The following is a 21,388-nucleotide window of genomic DNA, read 5'->3' on the forward strand; positions in this document are numbered from 1 at the left end:
TCGCGGGTACGTCCTAACTGGACCGTTTGGGTATCGTCGGCTGGGCGGGCCGATCGGCCTGGGGGAGGAATGCCGCACCATGCCGCTTTTCGGACGGGAAGCCGAGCTGAAGGACCTGGGCGAGCTCGTCGACGGGCCTGCTGCGAACTGCGGAGGCGTCCTCATCCAGGGAGAACCCGGCATCGGCAAGTCCGCCGTCGTGGCCGAGGCCGTCGCCGCGGCGACTGTCGGAGGGCTGCGGCTGCTGCGCACGACCGGTGTCGAGGCCGAACGGAACTTCGCCTACGCGGCCCTGCACCAGCTGCTCCATCCGGTGCGGGCCGGCGCGGACACCCTGCCCGCGCCACAGCGGTCCGCGCTCTGGACGGCGCTGGGGCTCGCCGAGGCGGCGGAGCCCAACCCCTACTTCGTCGGACTCGCCGCGCTGACGCTGCTTTCGGAGGAGGCGGCGGCCAAACCGTTGCTGATCGTCGCCGAAGACGTCCACTGGATGGACCGGGAGAGCGCCGACGTCCTCGCGTTCGTGGCGAGGCGGATCGACACCGAACCGATCGTCCTGATCGCGACCGTCCGGGACGGGGAGCCGTCACCGCTGCGCGACGCGGGACTGTCCTCAATGGACCTCGAACGGCTGCCCGGCGATGTCGCGGCCGAGCTGCTCGACTCCGTCGCTCCCCGGCTCACTTCCCCGGTCCGGTCCCGGCTGCTCGCCGAGGCCGCCGGGAATCCGCTGGCCCTGACCGAGCTGCCGTCGGCCGTGACCGAGGGGCCCGATCCCGTGCTGCCGCTGACCGAACGGCTCGAGCGCACGTTCGGCGCCCGGTTCACCGCCTTGCCGGAACCGGTTCGCACGACGTTGCTGGTGGCCGCGCTCAACGAGACCGGTTCGCTCACCGAGACCCTCGCGGCGGCGGCCGCGTTGCTGGGCGAAGACGTCGAGCCGTCGGCTCTGGCGCCCGCCGTCGAGGCCCGGTTGATCGACCTCGAACCCCGGACCGTTTCGTTCCGGCACCCGCTGATGCGCTCGGCGATCCCCGCGTCTGTGTCGTTCGAGGAGCGGCGGCGGGCTCACCTGAGCCTGGCCGAGACCGTGCGCGAGCAACCGGACCGCCGAGCCTGGCACCAGGCGGCCGCGGCGACCGGCGCGGACGAAGACGTGGCCGCCGAGCTGGAGAACGCCGCCGACCGTGCCCGGCACCGCGGCGGGGTGACGGCCGCCGTCGCCGCGCTGGAACAGGCGGCCCGGTTGAGCGCCGATCCGGAGCGGCGGGCGGACCGGTTGCTGCGCGCGGCCGAGCTGGCCGTCGAGTCCGGCGGACGAGAGACGGCGGAACGCCTCGTCCGGGACGCACGCGCGGGAGCGCTCACGCCACGGCAACGATCGACGGCGAGCTGGCTGCTCAGCGGGTTCGAAGACGGTGTCCGCGAGGATCTCTCCCGGGTCGCGGAATTGGCACGGCTGGCCGAGTCGGTCGCGGAAGAGGGGCACCCGGATCCGGCGATGCGCGTCCTGTGGGGTGCCGCCATGCGCTGCTTCTGGGCCGAACCCGGCTCGGACACGAGGCGGACGCTGCTGGCCGTCGCGGACGGTCTCCCGGTCGAGAACTCGGACCCGCGTCTGGTCGCCGTCGCCGCCTACGTGGCGCCGTTCGAACGGGCCGAGTCCGTGCTCGGCGAGCTGCGAGGCCTCGCAGCCACCACTGGAGCCGATCCCGAGGTCGACCGGTTTCTCGGCAGCGCGTCGTTGCAGGTCGGCGCGGTCGAACTGGCCGCCCGGTTCTCGGCCGCCGCGGCACCGGGACTGCGCGCGCAAGGCAGGCTCGGGTTGCTGCCACGGGCACTGGCTGTCCAGGCGTGGAGCCGGGTCCGGCTCGGCGACCTCGCCGCGGCCGTCCCGGTCGCGGCGGAGGCGGCGAAATTCGCCAAGGAGACCGGGCAGCCGTTCATGTACGGCCTCGCCACCGCGGTCCAGGCCGAGATCGCCGCGCTGCGGGGCGAGCACAAACAGGCGAAGGCGCTGGCCGACGAGGCCGAACGGACCGGACTGGCCGCGGGCGCCCGGCCGGTGCTGGCGACAGTGCAGCTCGCGCGGGGGATCACGGCGTCGAGCGAGGGCCGCTTCGACGACGCGTTCGCCGACCTGCGGCGCCTGTTCGACCCCGCCGATCCCGCATTCCAGCTGGCGCTGCGCGTCTACTTCGTCGCGGACCTCGCCGAGGTCGCGATCCGGGCGGGCCAGGTCGAAGCCCTGCGCGAGATCGTCGAGGAGATGGAGCGGCTGGCCCTGTCGACCCCGGCGCCCGCCTTGCACCTCGGACTGCGCTACGCCCGCGCGGTGCTCGACCCGAGCGGCGAACTGTTCGAGACCGCGTTGGGAGCGGGGCCGGACGGCTGGCCCGCCGAACGCGGGCGACTGCACCTGGCCTACGGCGAATGGCTGCGGCGGCAGCGGCGCGCCGTGGACTCGCGGGCGCATCTGCGCATCGCGCGGGAGACGTTCGACGCGCTCGGCATGACCGCGTGGGCCGAACGCGCGCGCCGGGAACTGCGGAGCGCGGGGGAGTCCAGCCCCCACCGCGGCCCGGACGCGCGCGAGAAGCTGACCCCGCACGAGCTGAGCATCGTGCAACTGGCCGCGGAGGGACTGACGAACCGGGAGATCGGGCAGCGGCTCTACCTGTCCCACCGGACGGTGGGGACACATCTGCACCGGATCTTCCCGAAACTCGGGGTGAGTGCGCGCGCGGAACTCGCGGGAGCGCTCAAGCAAAGCGGGTCGTGAGTGGCAAGTGTCGTTCTAACCCCACTTGCCACTCACGAGGCGTCAGGCGACGGTCGCGTCCAGCGTGACCTCGATGTTGGAACTCGCCCGCGGCGGTGTCGTGGTGCAGAGTCACCTCGGCGACCACCGCGAGGTCGTTCAGGGCCACCTTCTTGACGCCCGCGACGCCGCGGACGGCGCCGACGAAGCAGGACGCCCAGCCCGCGGCGAACAGCTGCTCGGGATTCGTGCCGTCGCCGGCGCCACCGAAGGACTTCGGCACGGCGAGGCCCGACGTCGAGCACGCCGTCGTCGGAGGTCGCCCGGCCGCCGTTGCGGCCTTCCGCGGTCGAAGTGGCGACGGCGGTGTACGTGGTTTCAGACATGCCGCAACCGTAGGAATCCGACCGGGGCCGCGGCACCCGTCGGACGACGTCATTCCTGTACGTCATGGGCGGACGACGTACGCCGACGACGTCGTCCGACGGTCGCGGCGGCCGCCCGGGCCCGCCTACCTTTCCGCTCATGTCCTCCCTGCCGCAGGAAGTCCGGTACCGCTTCACCGTGCTCGGCCCGCCCGGATTCACCAGTGGCGGCACCCGGCTGGACCTCGGCTCGCCGCAGCAGCAGGCCGTCTTGACGCTGTTGCTGGCCAACGCGGGCAGCTTCGTCCGGACCGGCGAGCTGATCGACGGACTCTGGGGCGAGCGGGCTCCCGCGACCGGCGAGGCGGTCATCCGGACCTACATCTCCCGCCTTCGACGGCTTCTCTCCTTGCAAGGGCTGGGATCGGCGATCATCTCGCGGTCCGGCGGCTACCGGCTGGATCCGGATTCCTTCGAAGTGGACGCCGTCGAATTCGCCGGGCTGATCGAGAGCGCGCGTCAGGCGCGCACCGTCGATGCGGCGGCGAAGCTGCTGGAACGGGCACTCGGTCTCTGGACCGGCACGGCGCTGGCCGGCGTCCCCGGCGAAGCGGCCGAGCACGAGCGCTCGCGGCTGGAACGGCTGAAGCTGACCGCCACCCAGGAGCTGCTCCGGCTGCGCCTGGAACTCGGGGAGCACGACGAGGTGGTGGCCGAGATCCCCCTGCTCATCGAACGGAACCGCCTCGAAGAACCGCTGTACGAGATCTACCTCCTCGCCCTCCATCGTGGCGGGCGGCGGGCCGAGGCACTCGAGCTCTACCGGTCGATCCACGACCTGTTCGACGAAGAGCTCGGGGTCCGTCCGGGGCCGAAACTGCGGGCGCTGCACGAGAAGGTGCTTCGCGCCGAGGACGAGCAGACGCCCGTACTCCGAGAATCGGACTCGCTGTTCGTCGGCAGGGAACGCGAACGCGCCGAATTCCGGCGGTTGCTGGCGAGAGACCCCGCCAAGGGCGTGGAGGTCCTGTTCTTCACCGGCGCCCCCGGTATCGGGAAGTCGACACTGCTGCGGAAGTTCGCCGACGACGCGGCCGCCATGGGCAAGCCCGTACGGCTGGTCGACGCGTTCGAAGACCTCGCCGAGCCGGCGGAAGTCTTCCGCCGCCTGCCCGAAGGCGCCACTGTCGTGATCGCGGGCCGGAACGGTCCGGACGCCATGCTGCTCGTCGATCCGGCCTGGTCGAGGAGGATCAGGCTCCGAAGGCTCGAAGCCTTGAGCGAAAACGAATCCGTGGAACTGCTGGAAGCACGCGACGTCGAACCGGACCTCCGGATGTCCATTGTGGACTTCGCGGTGGGCAATCCGTTCGCGCTCTCTCTGGCCGCCGAGGTCAGCAGGTCACCGCGAGCGGACGCGGCGCGCTACGTGATCGACACCGTCTACGCGCATCTGGCGGGAAATCCGCCGTCGGAGGCACATCGGTGGGCGCTGTACGTCTGCGCACAGGCAAGCCACACCACCGAAGACCTGCTCCGGTCCGTGCTGCCGGGAGGGCGGTCGTCGGAGCTGTTCGACTGGCTCCGCGACCACCCCTGCGTCGAAGCCGCCGCCGAGGGCCTGGTTCTCGGCGGCGTGCTCCGCGAGGTGCTCGACAGGCATCTCCGGTGGCGTGACCCGACGGGCCGCGCACGGATGCGCGGCCGGATCAGCCGGGTCACGACCGGCCGGTGATCAGGTGCGCAGCCACACCGCCGTGTCCGTCGGGAGCTCACCGTCGACAGGACCACTGGCCATCAGCACCTCGCGATGAGGCGGCAGCGGCACCGGCGCGTCGGCGAAGTTCAGCACGAAGATGAACCCCGGTTCCCGGGTGAACGCGAGGACGCCGTCGCCCAGTGACAGCCACTCCAGTTCTCCCGGGCCGAGCGCGGGAAGTCCGTCCCGCAGACGCAGACCGGCACGGTAGAGCCGGAGCATCGACGCCGGTTCGGCCGCCTGCGCTTCCGCCGTGCCGGAGCGCCATTCCGCGGGCTGGGGCAGCCAGGTCCCGCCGGTACCGAAGCCGAACGGCGGGGCGTCACCGGACCAGGGGAGCGGGACGCGGCAGCCGTCCCGGCCGGGGTCGGCGCCGTTCGTGCGGGCCCACACCGGATCCTGACGGAGCTCGTCGGGGATGTCCTCGATCTCCCACAAGCCGAGCTCTTCCCCTTGGTAGACATACAGACCGCCGGGCAGCGCCATGGTCAGCAGGGCCGCCGCCCGTGCCCGGCGAGTGCCCAGTTCCCGGTCGACAGGGGTGCCGTGCAGCCGGTCGGCGAACGCGAAGCCGGTGTCGCCTTCGCGTCCGTACCGGGTCACGTGCCGGGTGACATCGTGGTTCGACAGGACCCAGGCCGCGGGCGCGTCGACCTCCCCGTGCGCCACCAGCGTCCGCTCGATGACCTCCCGGAAGCGCGCGGAATCCCAGGGGCACACCAGGAAGTCGAAGTTGAACGCCGCGTGCAGCTCGTCGCGGCGGAGGTACCGTGCGGCCCGCGACAGGTCCGGCAGCCACATTTCGCCGACCAGTACCCGGTCTCCCGGATAGCTGTCGGCGATCTTGCGCCACGACCGGTAGATCTCGTGCAGCCCCTCCTGATCGGAGAACGGCGTTTCGTCGCCGGGGTCGACGTCGGGCAGTCGTGGATCCTTCACCAGTCCGTCGGCGACGTCGATGCGGAAACCGTCGACCCCGCGGTCGAACCAGAACCGCAGGACGTCCTCGAAGTCCGCACGGATGTCCTGGTTGTCCCAGTTGAAGTCCGGCTGGCGCGAGCTGTAGAGATGCAGGAACCACTCGCCGTCGGGGACCCGCGTCCACGCTGAGCCGCCGAAGCGCGACTTCCAGTTGTTCGGCGGTTCGGAGCCGTCCGGCCCCCGGCCCGGCCGGAACCAGAACCGTTGCCGCTCAGGCGATCCCGGTTCCGCCGCGAGCGCGTCGGCGAACCACCGGTGCTCGTCGGAACAGTGGTTCGGCACGATGTCGATGATCACGCGGATACCTTTGGCGTGGGCCGCGGCGATCAGCTCCTCCGCCTCGGCGAGCGTGCCGAAGAGCGGGTCGATCTCCCGGAAGTCGGCGACGTCGTAGCCGCCGTCGTCCATCGGCGACGGATACCACGGGGTGAACCAGATCGCGTCGATCCCCAGATCGGCCAGGTAGTCCAGCCGCGCGCGGACCCCGGCGAGATCGCCGACGCCGTCGCCGTTCCCGTCGGCGAAACTGCGGATGTAGACCTGGTAGATGGCCGCGCTCCGCCACCATCCGGCGGACTGCCCCAATGCGGTCACGGAAAATGCCCTCCCCATCGTTTGCGGAAACCCGAGAGTCAGCCTTTGACGCTGCCTGCGGTGAGCCCGGCCAGGATGTGCCGCTGGAACGCCAGGAACAGCGCCACCATCGGCAGGCCGGCCAGCACCATGCCGGCGACCAGCACGTTCAGCGGCATGTCGATGGCCACTCGCTGCAGCATCACCGACAGCGTCTGCTTTCCGGTGTCCGGGAACACCAGCAGCGGCCAGATGAAGTCCTTCCACGCGGCCACCACCGCGAGGATCGAGACCACGGCCAGGATCGGCCGCGAGATCGGCAGGATGATGCGCCACAGCGTGCGCACCGGCCCGGCGCCGTCGAGCCGCGCGGCTTCGATCAGCTCGTCCGGGATCTGGTCGAAGAACCGTTTCAGCAGATAGATGTTGAACGCGTTCGCCGCGGCGGGCAGCCAGACCGCCGCGGGTGAGTTGACCAGGTTGACGTGCAGCAGCGGCAGATCGGTGATCGTCACGTAGGTCGGCACCAGCAGCGCCGCCGCCGGCAGCATCAGCGTCACCAGCATGAGTCCCAGCACGACGTTGCCGAATTTCGGCCGCAGTTTCGACAACGCGAACGCCGCGGGGACGTCGATGGCCAGCTGGGCCAGCCAGGCGCCTCCGGCGACGATGACCGTGTTGAGGAAGTACTTGCCGAGACTCAGCTGATCCCAAGCGTCGGCGAAGGTCTCCGGATGCCACTCGTTCGGAATGAACGTCGCGGGTGTCTGCACGAGCTCCTGCGGTGACTTCATCGCGCCCGTCACCGCCCAGTACAGCGGGAACAGGAACGCGATGACGAACAGGAGCAGGGTGCAGCCGAAGATGACGGCGTACCCGATCTTGCCGCCGGGACTGCGCAGGGCGCCGGGGGAGACGAGCGTCCTCATGACTGATCCGCCTTCCGGGTCAGGCGCACGTACAACGCGGAGAACACCCCGAGCGCGACGAACAGCAACAGGCTCAACGCGCTCGCCGAACCGAAGTCGTTGTAGACGAAGGCATAGCGGTAGAGCAGCAGGAGCACGGTGACGGTGGAGTCGTCCGGCCCGCCGCCGGTCATCACGTACGGCTCGGTGAACACCTGCATCGTCGCGACGACCTGCAGCAGCAGGAGCACCAGCAGCACGAACCGCGTCTGCGGCAGCGTGACATGGATCAGGCGCTTCCACAGCCCGGCGCCGTCGAGCTCCGCGGCTTCGTAGAGCTCGCCGGGGATCGTGCCGAGCGCGGCGAGGTAGATCAGCGTGGTGCTGCCCATGTTCGCCCACGTGGAGACGAACACCAGCGACAACATCGAGGTGTCGCTGGAGTCGAGCCACTGGCCGCCGGACAGGCCGACGGCGCCGAGCGCGGAGTTGAACAGCCCGGAGCCCGGGTCGTAGAACCACTTCCACATCAGGGCGGTGACCACCGGCGGCAGCATCACCGGCAGGTAGACCGCGAGCCGGAAGAACGCCTTGGCGTGCCGCAGTTCGTTGAGCAGGACCGCGGTCAGGAACGGCACCACGAACCCGAAGACCAGTGCGAGCCCGGTGAACAGCAGGGTGTTGCGCCAGGCGACACCGAACAGCGGGTCTTCGAACAGGCGGGTGAAGTTGTCGAACCCCACCCACGTCGGCGGGTTGACGAAGTCGACCTGCTGGAAGCTCAGCAGCACCCCGCGCACGATCGGGTACCAGGAGAACAGCGCGAACACCACGAGCGCGGCGCACAGCAGGCCGTACGCGGTGAGGTTCTCCTTGAGCTTGCGGCGCAAGCGGGTCCGGCGGCGGTCCGCCGCGGACGCGACCGGCCGACGGGCCCGCGACGACACCGTCGCGGGCCAGTCGAGGACGCTACTTGACCTGTGAGAGGACACTGTTGACCTTCGACTCGGCCGACGACAGCTGCTGATCGATGTTCGCGTTCCGATCGGTGAGCGCCGCCTGCATCACGCTGTCGAGAACGGCGTACACCTGCTGCGCGTTCGGCGGTTCGATGCTGCCCTTGATCCGCGAACTAGCGTCCACATAGGACTGGAAGTTCTCGGCGGGGACGTTGGCGTGCTTGCTCTTCAGCGCGAGCTGCTGATCGCGGACGGCGCCCTGCCAGATGTCCGGCGTCGGCTCGGCCGGCAGCCCGACCGGCTGCTTGCCGTCGACGTACTGCTGGACGTGCTTCTCGAAGCGCTCCGGGTTGAGGTACTTCCAGCGGACCCATTCCAGGCCCGCCTTGACCTTCTCCGGCGAGGCCTTGGGGTTGATCATGTACCCCTCGCCGCCGAGCAGGGTGCCCTGGCCGCCCGGCATCCCGGCGACGCCGTAGTCTTCGTACTTGCCGTTGAACTGCTTGACCAGCACCAGGACGTTGTCCGGGGCGGCCATGTACATGCCGAGCCGGCCCGCGCCCATCATGCGCTGCACGTCCTGGGCTTCGAGCAGCTGCTTGCTGCCCATGGTGTCGTCGTCCCACCGCATGGCGCGCAGCTGGTTCAGGGCGGCCTTGGCCTTGTCGTTGTCGAAGGCCGCGACCCACTTGTCGCCATCCTTGCGGGCGACCTCGCTGCCCATGGAGTAGAGCCAGCCGGTCAGATGCCAGCCGCCCTGGTTGTTCTTGCTGTAGTCGGCGTACCCGACGGTGCCGTTGCCCAGCGCGGCGATCTTCTTCGCTGCTTCGCGGACCTCGTCCCACGTCTGCGGCGGTTTGTTCGGGTCCAGCCCGGCCTTCTGGAACAGCGGGCGGCTGTAGAGCAGGCCCATGCTGTAGTTCATCGTCGGCAGGCCGTAGAGCTTGCCGTCGGCACCCCGGAAGTTGTCCAGTAACTCCGGCCTGATGTCGTTGAAATTCTTCAGGCTCTTCGCCGCTTCGGTGATGTCGGCGGCCTGGCGGCGCGAGATGATCTGCGCCGGGTCGGTGAAGTAGACGTAGTAGACGTCTTCGAGCTGCCCGCCGGCGAGCTTGGCGGAGAACGTCTTCGGGTCCATGAACCCTTCGTGCGGCTCGATGTCGATGCCGGGATGGGTCTCCTCGAACTCCTTGACGTCGGCGTCGAACACGCTGCGCTCGAACGGTTGGCTGGTCGGGGGCTGGCCGGTGACGGTGATCTTGACCTTGCCCCCGGCTCCGGTGCCTTCACCGGAGCCGGAACCGCAGGCGGCCACTCCCAGAACGAGCCCGCCCGCGGCGAGCAGGCAGAACATCCGGCGGCGCACGGTGGGGGACCAAGTGCTGCTCATCTTCAAGCCTCATCTCGGGATCGCGACGGCTGTCACGTGATTGCGGTCACTCTAAAGTGAAGCCCCGGAGTGACGCAATAACTGGATGAGAACGTGCAACTTTGCGACAGAGTGTGTCGCTGAACGCGAAGCAGGCGCCCTCCCGGAAGGGAAGGCGCCTGCTCTTGGAAAGCGGGTTACCGGCGGGCGGTGGAGCCCCGGACGACGAGTTCGGGTGCGAACAGCAGCTCCTCGGCCGCCACCTCGCCGCCGTTTATGCGCTTGACCAGCAGTTCCACCACGGCGCGGCCCATCGCCTCGATCGGCTGGCGGGTCGTGGTCAGCGGCGGGTCGGTGCAGTTCATCAGCGCCGAATCGTCGTAGCCGACCACTGAGATGTCGTCGGGCACCGACAGTCCCTGCCGCCGGGCCGCGCGGATCGCGCCCAGGGCCAGGAGGTCGCTCGCGCACAGGACGGCCGTCGCGCCGCGCGGGTACAGGCGGGCCGCGGCCGCGTGACCGCCTTCGATGGAGAACATGCCGTGCTCGATGAGTTCTTCCAGGACGGGGAGCCCGAGTTTCCCCGCGTAGGCGCGGAAAGCCTCGAGTTTGCGCTGGGACGGCACGTGGTCGGTCGGGCCGAGGACGAGGCCGATCTTCTCGTGCCCGAGCGAGCTCAGATGCCCGACGACCTGCTCGACGGCGACAGCGTCGTCGCACGAGATCTGCGGCAGTCCGAGGTGGTCGACGGCGGCGTTGATCAGCACCGTCGGCAGGCGGCGCTCGGCGAGATGGTGGTAGTGGGAGTGCACCGCGTCGGCCTGGGCGTACAGCCCGCCGGCGAACACAACGCCGGAAACCTGCTGCTGGAGAAGCAGTTCGACGTACTCTGCCTCGGAGACACCGCCCGCGGTCCGCGTGCACAGCACCGGGGTGAAACCCTGCTGGGCCAGCGCGTTGCCCATGATCTCGGCCAGCGCGGGGAAGATGGGGTTTTGCAGTTCGGGGAGGACCAGGCCGACCAGGCGGGCACGGTCGCCGCGCAGCTGGGTCGGTCGTTCGTACCCCATCACGTCCAGCGCGGTGAGGACGGCGGCCCGGGTGCTCGCGGAGACCCCGGACCGGCCGTTGAGCACCCGGCTGACCGTGGCTTCGCTGACCCCGACCTTGAGGGCTACTTCGGCAAGACGACGCGTCATGGGTGAAACTTTACCGCAAGCAAGCGCAAGAACTAGACACCCTTGATCGATGCGGTAGCGCGAAAGTCGCGCGAGGAGGGAACCAGCGCCGCGGCCGCAGGTGCGGCGAAGCAGACGACGGCGCACACCGCCAGCACCGGTGCCGCCCCGAATCCGTCGATCGCGGGCGCGATGAACGCCAGCCCGGCCGGTGCCAGGCCGTAGGAGAACAGGAAGTCCAAAGAGGACACCCGCGCGAGCTTCCCCGGTTCGACCTCCCGCTGGGTCGCGGTGAACCACGGGACGTTGAACAGCTCGATGCCCAGCCCCGCGACGGCGTAGGCGGCGATGACGAGAGCCGGGTGCACCGGGAACAGCAGGCTCAGCGGCGCGAAGCCGTAGCAGCCGAGTCCGATCAGCGCGGCCCAGCCTTGCCGCTTCGGACGCCAGCGCGCGATGACGACGGCGCCCGCGAGCGCGCCGAGCGTGTACGCGGTGAGCCCGCCGGCCAGGACGGCTTCGGTGTCGTAGCGGTCGCGACTGACCAGCGGCAGCACGACACCGGTGGCGGAGTAGCCGGTCGCGATCACAGCGGTCAGCGCGCCGAGCCCAGCCAGGAACCACGGGTGACGGCGAGCTTCACGGAGGCCGTCGGCGAACTCGCCGAAGAAGCGGGTCCTGGTGGCCGGAAGCGGGGCGAAGGTGCCTCGCGGCGGGATCAGCGCGACGCCCAGCCACAGCACCCCGGTGCCGATCACCAGGGCCGACGTCGAGGCGATTTGGGAGAGTAAAGCGGTGAGACCGGGCGCGACCAGGGTCGTGACCCGGACGGCCAGCGTCATCGCGGCGTTGGCCTGCTGACGCCGGTCCTCGGCGATCACTTCGGCGGTCAGTGCCTGGAACGCCGGGCGGCACGCGCCCTGCCCGATCCCGACGACGGCGGCCGCGACGGCCGTCAACAGGACGGACCGGCCCATGCCGACCGCGATCAAGGGCGTGGCGAGACCCGCGATGAGGCCCGCCCACAGCACGACCTGACGGCGGGAGTGCCGGTCGGCGAGAACCCCCGCCACCGGGACGGCCACGAGGAATCCCACGGTGCGGGCGGCCAGCACGATGCCGAGGTCCACCGCCGAAAGCGAGCGTTCGAGCACCGCGAGGCCGAGAATGAACGGAAGTGCCCAGGTCGCCAGCCCGGAGGCGGTGTTCCCGGTCCAGAGCCGGACGAACGGCAGGCTGGTGTGGTACTTCAAGCCAAATCCCTTCTTCTGACCCGCGACAGAAGGCCCGGTCGCGCTCTACTCTGCCTCCGTGCGCACGCCGGCCCCGAACCGAGGCCCGGCCAGGCGCTTCCGCGGCGGCGTCGTGGGGGTCCTGACCGGCGTTTTGGCGACCGGTGCCCACGTCAGCACCAGCGGGCGCGTCCCCGACCTCGGTGTGGTCCTGCTGCTCATCGCCCTGCTGAGCTGGGTGGCCTACGCGTTCGCGGGACGCCGTCGCGGTCCGCTCGCCATCCTCTGCCTGGTCGCCGGCGGCCAGGCGGCGATGCACGCTTCCTTCACCTTCCTGACCTGGGAGTCGCACTCCGGGCACGCCGAAACCCCGGGCAACGGCCTGCTCATGACGGCCGGGCACGCCACCGCGACCCTCGTGGTCGTCACGGCGCTGGCCGGCGCCGAGCGCGTCCTGTTCGCCCTCATGACGCTGATCGCTTCGGTCCTGCCGCGCCGCCTGGCGCCACGGCCCGCGACGGCGCCGCTGCGGATCCACGTCCCGCTCGCGGTGAAGTTCCCCGCGACCGAGGCGCTCCTGCGGGACGTGCTTTCGCGGCGCGGTCCGCCGGTGTCGTTCGCCTGATCCCCGAAACCCTGCCGGGACCCGTGTCGCGGCAGGGCTCAGCACGCGTGCCGTGATCACTCCGGCACGCGGCGAAGGCGCTTGCCTCCCCACCGACGCCTCAGGAGTTCCCGCATGGCAACACAAACCGAACCGACTACGAGCCCACCCCGAGCGTCCGCCTGGCGCGGGCTGTTCCTCCGGCTCCACTTCTACGCCGGCGTTCTCGTCGGGCCGTTCGTCCTCATCGCCGCGCTCACCGGCGTCCTGTACGCGGCGACGCCGCAGATGGAGTCCTGGGTCTACTCGGACCAGCTCCGGGTACCCGTCGGACTGAGCCACGCCTCGCTCTCCGACCAGGTCAAGGCGGCGCAGGCGGCCAACCCCGGCGGCGAGCTGGTCGCCGTCCGTCCCGCCCCCGAACCGGGTGACACGACCAGGGTGCTGTTCGCCGAAACCGGACTCGGCGAATCCGAACGCCGCGCGATCTTCGTCGACCCGGCCACCGCACAGGTACGCGGCGACCTCGTCGCGTACGGCTCGAGCGGCGCCCTACCGCTCCGGACCACTCTCGACCAGCTGCACCGCAACCTGCTGCTCGGCGAACCAGGACGGCTCTACAGCGAACTCGCCGCGTCCTGGCTGTGGGTGGTCGCGCTGGGCGGCCTCGTGCTGTGGGTGAGCCGCCGTCGTGCCCGCCGGAACGAGAAGGCGGAGAAAGCCGCGAAGACCGAGTCCGCGCGCGGGAAGTCCGTGCGCCGTCACGGAACCGTCGGCCTTTGGGTGCTGCTCGGCGCGCTGTTCCTGTCCGCGACAGGGCTGACGTGGTCGGCGTACGCGGGCGAGAACGTCTCCGTGCTGCGTGAATCGCTCGGCTGGGCCACCCCGGCGTTGAAGGTGACGGGCGCGGACGAACACGCCGGGCACGCGGGGCACGGGGAAGCGCCCGCCGCACCGGCACCCGCGCGGCCCGAGAGCGTGGACGCGATGCTGGCCTCGGCCCGCGCCGCCGGGATCGACGCGGCCTCGGTGGAGATCGGGCTGCCCACCAAACCCGGCGCGCCTTGGCAGGTGGCGGAAGTCGAGCGCGGCTGGCCGACGCAGGTCGACGCCGTCGCGGTCGACGGGACCACCGGGCAGATCCTGGGCGAGGTGCGGTTCGCCGACTACCCGCTGATGGCGAAGCTCGCCCGCTGGGGGATCGACGCGCATATGGGCGTGCTCTTCGGCTGGCCCAACCAGATCGCGTTGCTGCTGCTCGGCGCCGGTCTGGTCACGCTGGTCGTGCTCGGCTACCGCATGTGGTGGCAGCGCAGGCCGACCCGGGCGACCGGCCTGACCTTCGGGCGGCCGATCCCGCGCGGGCAGTGGCGGAAGGCGCCGCCCGCCCTCGTGGCCGGGCTCCTCGTCCTCGCCGCCGCGATCGGCTGGTTCGTGCCGCTGTTCGGCATCAGCCTGCTGGCGTTCCTGGTGATCGACCTGTTGCTGGGCCTGCGGTCCGGCCGTCAGTCCAAAGCGGATTCCGCCGACGTCACCGGGTGACCTCGGCGCCGGTGAGGCCGACGCTCGCCGCCCACACCCGGGCGGCGAGCTCGGTGTCGGCCGGCTTCCCGCGAACCGGTTCCCGACGAGGTTCACCACGCAGGCCGAACACCCGGGGGCCGTACATCTCGCCGCCGCGCACAGCGGGGTCGAGCACGGCACGGACGGCGGGCCAGGCTCCGGCTTCCTTGCCCTGCAAGAGAAGCCCGGCCGGGAACTTCCGCCCGTCCGGCGTCGGGTGCACCGGCCGCGACGGGGTCAGGGAGTCGAGTGCGCCACCGGGATGGTCGACGACGCTCAGCACCGTGCTCCCGGCCGCGCGCAGCCGCCGATCGAGCTCGAAGGCGAACAACATCTGTGCCAGCTTCGAGCGCGCGTAGGTGCGTTTGGGCTGGTAGTCCCGCTTGCTCTGCAGGTCGTCCAGGTCGAGCTCCGCGGACTTGCCCACGAAACTGCCCGTGGTGACGACGCGGCCGGCCTCCGCGGCTTCGAGCAGGGGCATCAGGTGGTGCACGAGGACGAAATGCCCGAGATGGTTGGTGGCGAACGTCAGCTCGTGACCCTCGGCGCTCTCGCGCCTCGGCTGGTTCTCCAGGAGCACGCCCGCGTTGCAGACGACGGCGTCGAGCCGCTCGATCTCCAGGCTGTCCACTGAGGACTCGATGGACGGCAGATCGGAAAGATCGAGCCGCAGGTGCCCGAGTTTCGCGTCCGGGACCCGGGACCGGATCGACGTCATCGCCGCGTCGGCCTTGGCGGCGTCCCGGCTGCCGAGGAGCACGGTGGCGCCGGTCCCGGCGAGCTGTTCGGAGGCGAAGTAGCCGATCCCCGCGTTGCCGCCGGTGACCAGGAAGGTCTTGCCGTCGGCGCGAGGCAGGTGGTGGACGTCCCACTGGGTCATGGCGCGCTCCTCAAAGTCGAAGTCACTCCGAATATACATCGACTGCGATTTCGGAGTGCATTCGATGTAAGGTGGGTCGCATGGGACAGGCCGAGCCGGGCAGGCGCGAACGCAAGAAGGCGGCGACCCGCCAGGCCCTGTCGGGGGCGGCGCGAGAGCTGTTCCTGGAACGGGGCTTCGACAACGTCACCGTCGCGGAGATCGCGGACGCCGCGGACACGGCGGTGTCCACGCTGTTCGCGCACTTCCCGGGCGGCAAGGAGGCACTGGTCCTCGGCCACGGGCACGAACGCGAAGCGGCTTTGGCCGCCGCTGTCCGCGCCCGGGCCGAGGGGGTTTCGATCCTGCAGGCGTTGCGGGACTTTCTCGCGACCCGTGGTCCGTTCGACCCGGATCCCGATCCGCTGTCACGCCGGGTCGCGGATCTGGTCGTCGCCACCCCGGCGCTGCGCGCCTACGCCAGGGCACTGTGGACGGGCTGCGAGGACGCGCTCGCGAAGGTCATCGCGGAGGAGACGGGCCAGGATGACTTCTCCGTGCGGCTGCTCGCCCGCTATGTCTTGGAGATCCCGGACCTGGCCGGTGTCGAACCGGATCCGGCGGCCGCGCTGGACGCAGCGTTCGTCTTCTTGCGGCGAGGCTGGCCGGGGTTCTGACCCAGTTCCTCTGTCGGGACATCGTGGGTTTCGCGCGCGGTGACCGCGGCGGCCGCGCTGAGCAGGCAGACCACGGCGGTGAAGACGGCGACGCCGAACCAGTCGTCCTTCCCGGAGCCGATCGCGGCGACCACGCTCGGGGCGAATCCGGCGATGGCGAACCCGATCTGCGTGCCGATCGCCATCCCCGAGAGGCGGACCTTGGCGCTGAACATCTCGCCGTAGAACGACGGCCACACCCCGTTGACCGCGCTGTAGGCGACGCCGAACAGCAGGATGCCGACGGTGAAGATCAGCGGATACGAACCATTCGAAATCGACCACAGGTACGGGAAGATCAGCACTCCGCAGGCGCGCGGAGGCGTTGCTCGCTCCCGTGCTGCCCCGGGAGCACGGGCCGGACGAGGCGGACCTGTCCGCCGTCGCCGCGCCGGACGGAACCGAGATCTTTTTCTGTGGCAACGATGAATGGCTGCGCGACTTCGACCCGACCGGCTCGACTCCGGCAGGGGTGGGGATCACCGGCATCGACCACATCGCCTTGACGCAGCCTTTCGATCACTTCGACGAGGCGACGCTGTTCTATCGTTCGGTGCTGGGCTTGCCGCCTGAAGCGGTCTCGGAGTTCGCGGCGCCGTTCGGGCTCGTGCGCAGCCGCGCGGTCGGCGATCAGGACGTCCGAGTGACGTTGGACAGCGCCCTCGTGCGGCGAGGGGAGTGGGCGCCGGGAGTGCCTTCGCCGCAGCACATCGCCTTCGCTTGCGAAGACGCTTTCGCCGTCGCGCGCGCCCTGCGGGAACGTGGTGCGCCTTTGCTGGCGATCCCCGGGAACTACTACGACGATCTCGACGCCCGGTTCGATCTGCCCTTCTCCGCGGAACTGCGGGAGAACTCGGTGCTGTACGACCGCGACGCGTCCGGTGAGTTCTTGCACTTCTGTACCGAACTGGTCGGGTCGCGGGTGTTTTTCGAGGTGGTGCAACGGATCGGCGAGTATCGCGGGTATGGGGTCGTGAACACTCCGGTGTACATGACCGCGCATCGGGAACGGCGGCTCAGTCTGGCCGGGTGAGGCTTGCGCCGTCCTCAGTATTGAAAGTCCTTGGTGGAAACGGAATCGATAGCGTGGATCCATTCTTGTCGGTGGCCGGTTGTAGGTTCGTTCCGTGGCTACTTCTGGGGCCGAGCTCTCGGCCGTTCTCGAGGAATTGACCGATCCGGATCGTTTGGAGGAGATCAATGCATTAGCGGGTTCCTTGGACGACAAGGACTCCCTACTCGTCGCGAAGGAAGTCGGTGTCGCGATCGCGCGGCTTGAGGCATTGCGGTATCGGGCACTGTCTCGGTTGAGCGAGGTAAGGGCTGGTGTGCGGAGCGTGGTTCAAGAGGTCGCGCTGGAACTGTCTCTTGTGGATGGTTTCGCCGGTTCTCTCGTGGCGACGGGAGTGGCGCTGACGTCACGGCTGCCGCGGACGTTGTCGTTGATGGACCGTGGCCAGGTGAGCGGGTTCGCGGCACAGAAGGTGGCCGAGGCGACCGCGTGGCTGTCGGATGAAGGCTCCCTGAAAGCGGATGCGGTGCTGGAGTCACGATTGCCGGAGAAGAACAGCGAGCAGGTCCGCAAGGCGGCGAGTTACGCGGCGATGAAGGCTGATCGATCCGGTGCTGAAAGACGGGCGACCGAGAGCAGGGAAGGCCGTCGCTTGACCATGGCCCAGGGTGAGACCGGAGTCGCCTCGATCGAGGTGGTGGACGGCCCCGTCGAGAAGGTCACGGCTGCCTATCAGCGAATCCACCGGGAAGCGCGGGCACTGCGGAACGAAGGTGACACGCGCACGATGGATCAGCTACGCGCCGACATCGCGCTGGACCTGCTCCTCGGCGGCCAGGGCGGTGTCTCCGAACGCACCGAGGTGTTCCTGTACATGGACCTCACCACGTATCTGGGGCTGAACGACGACCCGGTGAAAATGGCCGGGCACGGATACCTCCCGGCGGGGTTGGGCCGTCAGATCGCCACCGGACCGAACACCGTGCTCCGCCGCATCATCACGGACCCGCTCAGCGGCCAAGTCCGAGACCTGGGCAGAACGCGCTATCGCCCCGACGCGGCAACGGCCGAGTTCGTCCGCGTGCGAGATCGCGAGTGCCGAAGACCCGGTTGCACCCGGGCCGCCCACGCCTGCGAACTCGACCACTCGATCCCGTGGCAGTTCCAAGGCGAGACGAACGTGGCCGATCTCGTCACCTACTGCACTCGTGACCACCGGTTGAAGGACGAACCCGGCTGGATCTACCGCCTCGACCCCGACGGCAGCCTCACTGTCACCACGCCCACCGGACAGACCCACACCAGCACGCCGCCGCCACTGCACGAACCCCGGCCGGAGGTGCTGCCGTTTTGAGCCGTTGCCGCGAAACGGCGACGGGGCGTGCTTCGGGCGACGCCTGGTCACCTGGATTTGTGTTGGTGGCGGGTGCTTGTCCCGGCTGTTGCCGAAATGCGGCGACGGAGCCTGCCCCTGGCAACACCCGGACAGCTGGATTTGCGTTGGCGGTGAATACTTTGCCGATAAACGGCAATGAGCACGTGGTCGAGAAGAGGTGGTCGTTGACGCTGGTGCTGCCTTGATCGGGATGGTGGGGTCGTACCGGACCTGTGATCGGCTACCTTGCGGGAGTGGACATTCAGGTGCTTGAGGGCGCGCTGGTCGAGGCGCGGACGGACGCTGTCACGGGAATGGACTGGCGTGCGTTCGGGGAGTTCGTCGGGCCTCAGGGTGAACTGGCCTCGTACGCGCTCGGTTGGACTACCGGGGCGGATCCGCACGTCGCTCACCTGTCGGTCGGTATCGGCGCGGGCAACCCCGGTGGCGGGACCTTCCATGCCGTCATCTTCGAAAACGATGGCGGGCACGCGTTCTCGCTGACCGACGACCCGTTCGAGCGTGTGCCGCAGGGTGGCCCGGACTTGACCGCGAACGAGGCGCGCGCCCATGAGGACCTGCCGTTCGTCTGGTGGGTCACCGATCAGGTCATGCAGCGCGATCGGCGCGCTTGGTGGATGCGGCACTGGCTGCTGCGCACCACCAGCATCGAGACCGTCGAGGTCTTCGAGCGCCGCGAGCCGATCCTGCTCGTCCAGCATGACGCCGACGACGGCATGTGGCAGCTCATCGGCGCCTCCGACGCGGACTCCGGCACCGGGAAGATCGGGCACCTGCATCACGCCATCGACGAAGACCCGACCCTGATCGACATCCTCGACCTGCCACCCGGCGGCAGCGCGACACGTACGGGCGCCGGAAGTCCTTGGGCCGGCCGCTCCCGCTGAGCCCCTCATCTGATGGGGACGCTTCCCGACGTGTGCGTCCCGGACACCTCCGCGGCGGACTGGCAAGCGGTATTCGATCTGGTCAAGTCGCGCGGTTGGAAGTGGGAGTTCCGTCAGGGCGCCGCGACGTCGCCCTCGCCCCTGGCCGCAGAAGCGTTCGTTCGGCCGGTGGATGCCGAACTGGGGGAGCTCAAGGTCCCGTTCCGGGGTTCGACCCGGCGTTCGATCGAGCGCTGCTGCTGGCCGACCCGCTGAAGCGATGACAGCGACACAGCATCAGAAACCGATGGGCAGCCCCGCGTAGTTCTCCGCGAGCCCAGCCCGGCCGGCCTCGCTCCCGGCCAGCCAGCGCAGCTGCGAGAGCTGCAACTGCCGGTCGAACGGATCGCCCGATCGGTGCAGCATCGTCGTCATCCACCACGAGAAGTGCGTGCACCGCCAAACCCGGCGCAGCGCGGTGTCGGAGTAGGCGTCGGCGAGCGTGGAGTTCTTGTCCCGCACCAAAGCCGCCAAGGCGGGGGCGAGGAGGGCGACGTCGGCGACGGCGAGGTTGAGGCCCTTGGCGCCGGTGGGCGGCACGATGTGGGCGGCGTCGCCGGCGAGGAACAGGCGACCGTGCCGCATGGGTTGCTGCACGAAGCTGCGCATGGGCAGCACACTCTTGTCTGTGATCGGCCCGGGCGTGAGCGTCCAGCCGTTCTGGCCGTGGCCGAGCCGGGTCGCGAGCGCTTCCCAGATCCGGTCGTCGGACCACGTGCCGATGTCGGTGCCGTTGGGCACCTGTAGATACAGCCTGCTGACGGTGGCCGAGCGCATCGAATGCATGGCGAAACCGTCGGGATGCCAGGCGTAGATGAGCTCGTCGGTCGACGGGGCGACGTCGGCGAGGACGCCGAGCCATGAGTACGGGTAGGTGCGCTCCCAAGTCTGCTTCGCTGCCTCGGGAATGGCGGTGCGGCAGGGCCCGAAGGAGCCGTCGCAGCCGACAACGGCGTCGGCGTCCAGCCTCTGCTGCGTGCCGACCGGGCTGGTGAAGGTGACGTAGGGCTTGTCGGTCTCGAGGTCGTGCACGGCGGTGTCGGTGACCTCGTAGTGGATCTGCTGCCCGGCCGCCGCCCGCGCCTTGCCGAGGTCCTTGGTGACTTCGGTCTGGCCGTACACGGTGACGCTCCGCCCGACCAGGTCCACGAAGTCGAGATGGTGCCGTTCCTCCGGCCATTGCAAGTAGATACCGCGATGCTCGTCGCCCTCGCGGTCGAGCCGCTCGGCGAGTCCCGCCTCGCGGAGGAGGTCCACTGTGGACTGTTCGAGGATGCCCGCCCGGATCCGCGCCTCGACGTACTCGCGCGAGCGGGTCTCCACGATCACCGATTCGACCCCCGCCAGATCGAGCAGATGCGACAGGAGCAGTCCGGCCGGGCCGGCGCCGACGATGGCGACTGGGGTTCGCATGACCGGAGTCTGATCGCGCCTGGGCCGAACTGCTAGCGCTCGCTTCCACTCAGTGAAACTCGCAGGCTCCGGCCGATCCCGGCGGCCGCGACCTGGAGCGCGGAGACCAGCCGCGCCCGGCCGCGGCTCAGGTCCGGGACGACCAGGCCGAGCGCCGCGACGACGTCACCACCGGCGGACGGGCGGATCGGGACGGCGACCGAGCAGGCGCCTTGGCTCATCTCCTCGACGGTCTGCGCGAAGCCCTCCCGGCGGACACGCCGCAACTGCTCGCGCAGCCGCCCGGGCTGCGTGACGGTGTACGGCGTGACGCGGGTCAGCGAAGCGAGCACCTGCCGCTGCACCTCCTCCGGAGCCCAGGCCAGCAGGACCTTCCCGACGCCGGTGGCGTGCAGCGGCAGCCGCCCGCCGATCCGGCTGACCACCGGCACGGACGCGTTCCCGGAGAGCCGGTCGAGGTAGAGCACCTGGCCGCCGTCACGCTCGCCGAGATGCACGGTGGCACTTGTCGCGCCGTAGAGATCCTGGAGGAAGGGCGCGGCGACCTGCCGCAGTTCGAACTGGACGGGGGCGAGCAGGCCGAGATCCCACAGCCGCCTGCCGATGGCGTAGCGATCCTCGCGCCGCTCCAGCGCGCCCAAGCCCACGAGGTCCCGCGCCAGCCGGTGCGTGGTGGGCAGCGGCAGGCCCGCGCGGCTCGCGAGTTCGGTCAGCGACAGTTCGCGGTGGTCGACGTCGAAGGCGCCGAGCACCGCGAACGCCCGCGAGACGACCCCGGCGCCGGGGGTGGACAGGTTGCCGGGCATGCGCCCAG

General features: G+C 69.8%; 18 protein-coding genes and 2 pseudogenes. 9 read left to right on the top strand and 11 right to left on the bottom strand.

Annotation, left to right across the window (positions count from 1 at the left end; translation table 11 throughout):
• Nucleotides 1-79: 79 nt before the first annotated feature.
• Entirely contained in the window at nucleotides 80-2,782 is a 2,703-nt protein-coding gene (locus ACFOSH_RS40405) for a helix-turn-helix transcriptional regulator (RefSeq protein WP_378246441.1), read from the top strand.
• Here the strand turns inward: ACFOSH_RS40405 and ACFOSH_RS40410 are convergent.
• Nucleotides 2,763-3,044: an OsmC family protein gene (locus tag ACFOSH_RS40410; RefSeq protein ID WP_378246443.1), complete on the bottom strand. Its 282-nt coding sequence runs from the start codon at nucleotides 3,042-3,044 to the stop codon at nucleotides 2,763-2,765. The two genes, ACFOSH_RS40405 and ACFOSH_RS40410, sit on opposite strands and share 20 nt — an antisense overlap.
• Nucleotides 3,045-3,286: 242 nt before the next feature.
• Between ACFOSH_RS40410 and ACFOSH_RS40415 the strand changes: the two genes are divergently transcribed.
• Entirely contained in the window at nucleotides 3,287-4,861 is a 1,575-nt protein-coding gene (locus tag ACFOSH_RS40415; RefSeq protein WP_378246445.1) for a BTAD domain-containing putative transcriptional regulator, read from the top strand.
• On the opposite strand, the gene ACFOSH_RS40420 is transcribed toward ACFOSH_RS40415, so the two are convergent.
• From ACFOSH_RS40420 to ACFOSH_RS40445, 6 genes are all read right to left on the bottom strand, one after another.
• Nucleotides 4,862-6,478, bottom strand: coding sequence for a glycoside hydrolase family 13 protein (locus tag ACFOSH_RS40420; RefSeq protein ID WP_378246447.1), 1,617 nt, complete (start codon nucleotides 6,476-6,478; stop codon nucleotides 4,862-4,864).
• Between the two features lie 20 nt (nucleotides 6,479-6,498).
• Nucleotides 6,499-7,368, bottom strand: a complete 870-nt coding sequence (locus ACFOSH_RS40425) for a carbohydrate ABC transporter permease (RefSeq protein ID WP_378246449.1) — start codon at nucleotides 7,366-7,368, stop codon at nucleotides 6,499-6,501.
• Nucleotides 7,365-8,339: a carbohydrate ABC transporter permease gene (locus ACFOSH_RS40430; RefSeq protein WP_378246451.1), complete on the bottom strand. Its 975-nt coding sequence runs from the start codon at nucleotides 8,337-8,339 to the stop codon at nucleotides 7,365-7,367. Before ACFOSH_RS40430 ends, ACFOSH_RS40425 begins: the two co-directional genes overlap by 4 nt.
• Nucleotides 8,317-9,696, bottom strand: coding sequence for an ABC transporter substrate-binding protein (locus tag ACFOSH_RS40435; RefSeq protein WP_378246453.1), 1,380 nt, complete (start codon nucleotides 9,694-9,696; stop codon nucleotides 8,317-8,319). The genes ACFOSH_RS40430 and ACFOSH_RS40435 overlap by 23 nt, the downstream gene beginning before the upstream one ends.
• Before the next feature lie 176 nt (nucleotides 9,697-9,872).
• Nucleotides 9,873-10,874, bottom strand: coding sequence for a LacI family DNA-binding transcriptional regulator (locus ACFOSH_RS40440; protein ID WP_378246455.1), 1,002 nt, complete (start codon nucleotides 10,872-10,874; stop codon nucleotides 9,873-9,875).
• A 32-nt stretch (nucleotides 10,875-10,906) separates the two neighbouring features.
• Nucleotides 10,907-12,106, bottom strand: coding sequence for an MFS transporter (locus tag ACFOSH_RS40445; protein WP_378246457.1), 1,200 nt, complete (start codon nucleotides 12,104-12,106; stop codon nucleotides 10,907-10,909).
• 58 nt (nucleotides 12,107-12,164) lie between these two features.
• Here ACFOSH_RS40445 and ACFOSH_RS40450 point away from each other — a divergent pair, with 58 nt between their 5' ends.
• Complete coding sequence (locus ACFOSH_RS40450) at nucleotides 12,165-12,710, top strand: hypothetical protein (protein WP_378246459.1); 546 nt, start codon at nucleotides 12,165-12,167, stop codon at nucleotides 12,708-12,710.
• 114 nt (nucleotides 12,711-12,824) lie between these two features.
• A complete protein-coding gene (locus tag ACFOSH_RS40455; protein ID WP_378246461.1) occupies nucleotides 12,825-14,231 on the top strand; it encodes a PepSY-associated TM helix domain-containing protein in 1,407 nt (468 codons plus the stop codon).
• Here the strand turns inward: ACFOSH_RS40455 and ACFOSH_RS40460 are convergent.
• Nucleotides 14,221-15,132 (bottom strand): SDR family NAD(P)-dependent oxidoreductase, encoded by a 912-nt coding sequence (locus tag ACFOSH_RS40460; RefSeq protein ID WP_378246463.1) that lies wholly within the window; start codon nucleotides 15,130-15,132, stop codon nucleotides 14,221-14,223. The genes ACFOSH_RS40455 and ACFOSH_RS40460 overlap by 11 nt on opposite strands.
• Nucleotides 15,133-15,212: 80 nt before the next feature.
• Between ACFOSH_RS40460 and ACFOSH_RS40465 the strand changes: the two genes are divergently transcribed.
• The gene (locus ACFOSH_RS40465; protein WP_378246465.1) at nucleotides 15,213-15,788 is read left to right on the top strand and encodes a TetR/AcrR family transcriptional regulator; all 576 of its coding nucleotides are present in this window, start codon (nucleotides 15,213-15,215) and stop codon (nucleotides 15,786-15,788) included.
• On the opposite strand, the pseudogene ACFOSH_RS40470 reads toward ACFOSH_RS40465, so the two are convergent.
• Nucleotides 15,686-16,141 (bottom strand): annotated as a pseudogene (locus tag ACFOSH_RS40470) (MFS transporter); the annotation flags it as partial. The gene ACFOSH_RS40465 and the pseudogene ACFOSH_RS40470 overlap by 103 nt on opposite strands.
• Between ACFOSH_RS40470 and ACFOSH_RS40475 the strand changes: the two are divergent.
• The 4 genes and pseudogenes from ACFOSH_RS40475 to ACFOSH_RS40490 form a co-directional block, all read left to right on the top strand.
• A pseudogene (locus ACFOSH_RS40475) lies at nucleotides 16,138-16,860 on the top strand (VOC family protein); the annotation flags it as partial. The pseudogenes ACFOSH_RS40470 and ACFOSH_RS40475 overlap by 4 nt on opposite strands.
• 154 nt (nucleotides 16,861-17,014) lie before the next feature.
• A complete protein-coding gene (locus ACFOSH_RS40480; RefSeq protein WP_378246531.1) occupies nucleotides 17,015-18,193 on the top strand; it encodes an HNH endonuclease signature motif containing protein in 1,179 nt (392 codons plus the stop codon).
• Between the two features lie 275 nt (nucleotides 18,194-18,468).
• Entirely contained in the window at nucleotides 18,469-19,122 is a 654-nt protein-coding gene (locus ACFOSH_RS40485) for a hypothetical protein (protein WP_378246467.1), read from the top strand.
• A gap of 12 nt (nucleotides 19,123-19,134) precedes the next feature.
• A complete protein-coding gene (locus ACFOSH_RS40490) occupies nucleotides 19,135-19,377 on the top strand; it encodes a hypothetical protein (protein WP_378246469.1) in 243 nt (80 codons plus the stop codon).
• 21 nt (nucleotides 19,378-19,398) lie between these two features.
• On the opposite strand, the gene ACFOSH_RS40495 is transcribed toward ACFOSH_RS40490, so the two are convergent.
• Both ACFOSH_RS40495 and ACFOSH_RS40500 read right to left on the bottom strand, forming a co-directional pair.
• On the bottom strand, nucleotides 19,399-20,574 hold the full coding sequence (locus ACFOSH_RS40495; protein ID WP_378246471.1) for a 4-hydroxybenzoate 3-monooxygenase: 1,176 nt from the start codon (nucleotides 20,572-20,574) through the stop codon (nucleotides 19,399-19,401).
• A 32-nt stretch (nucleotides 20,575-20,606) separates the two neighbouring features.
• The gene (locus ACFOSH_RS40500) at nucleotides 20,607-21,380 is read right to left on the bottom strand and encodes an IclR family transcriptional regulator (protein WP_378246473.1); all 774 of its coding nucleotides are present in this window, start codon (nucleotides 21,378-21,380) and stop codon (nucleotides 20,607-20,609) included.
• Nucleotides 21,381-21,388 lie beyond the last annotated feature (8 nt).

It is taken from the genome of Amycolatopsis speibonae (assembly GCF_042647925.1).
Classification (GTDB): Bacteria; Actinomycetota; Actinomycetes; order Mycobacteriales; family Pseudonocardiaceae; genus Amycolatopsis; species Amycolatopsis speibonae.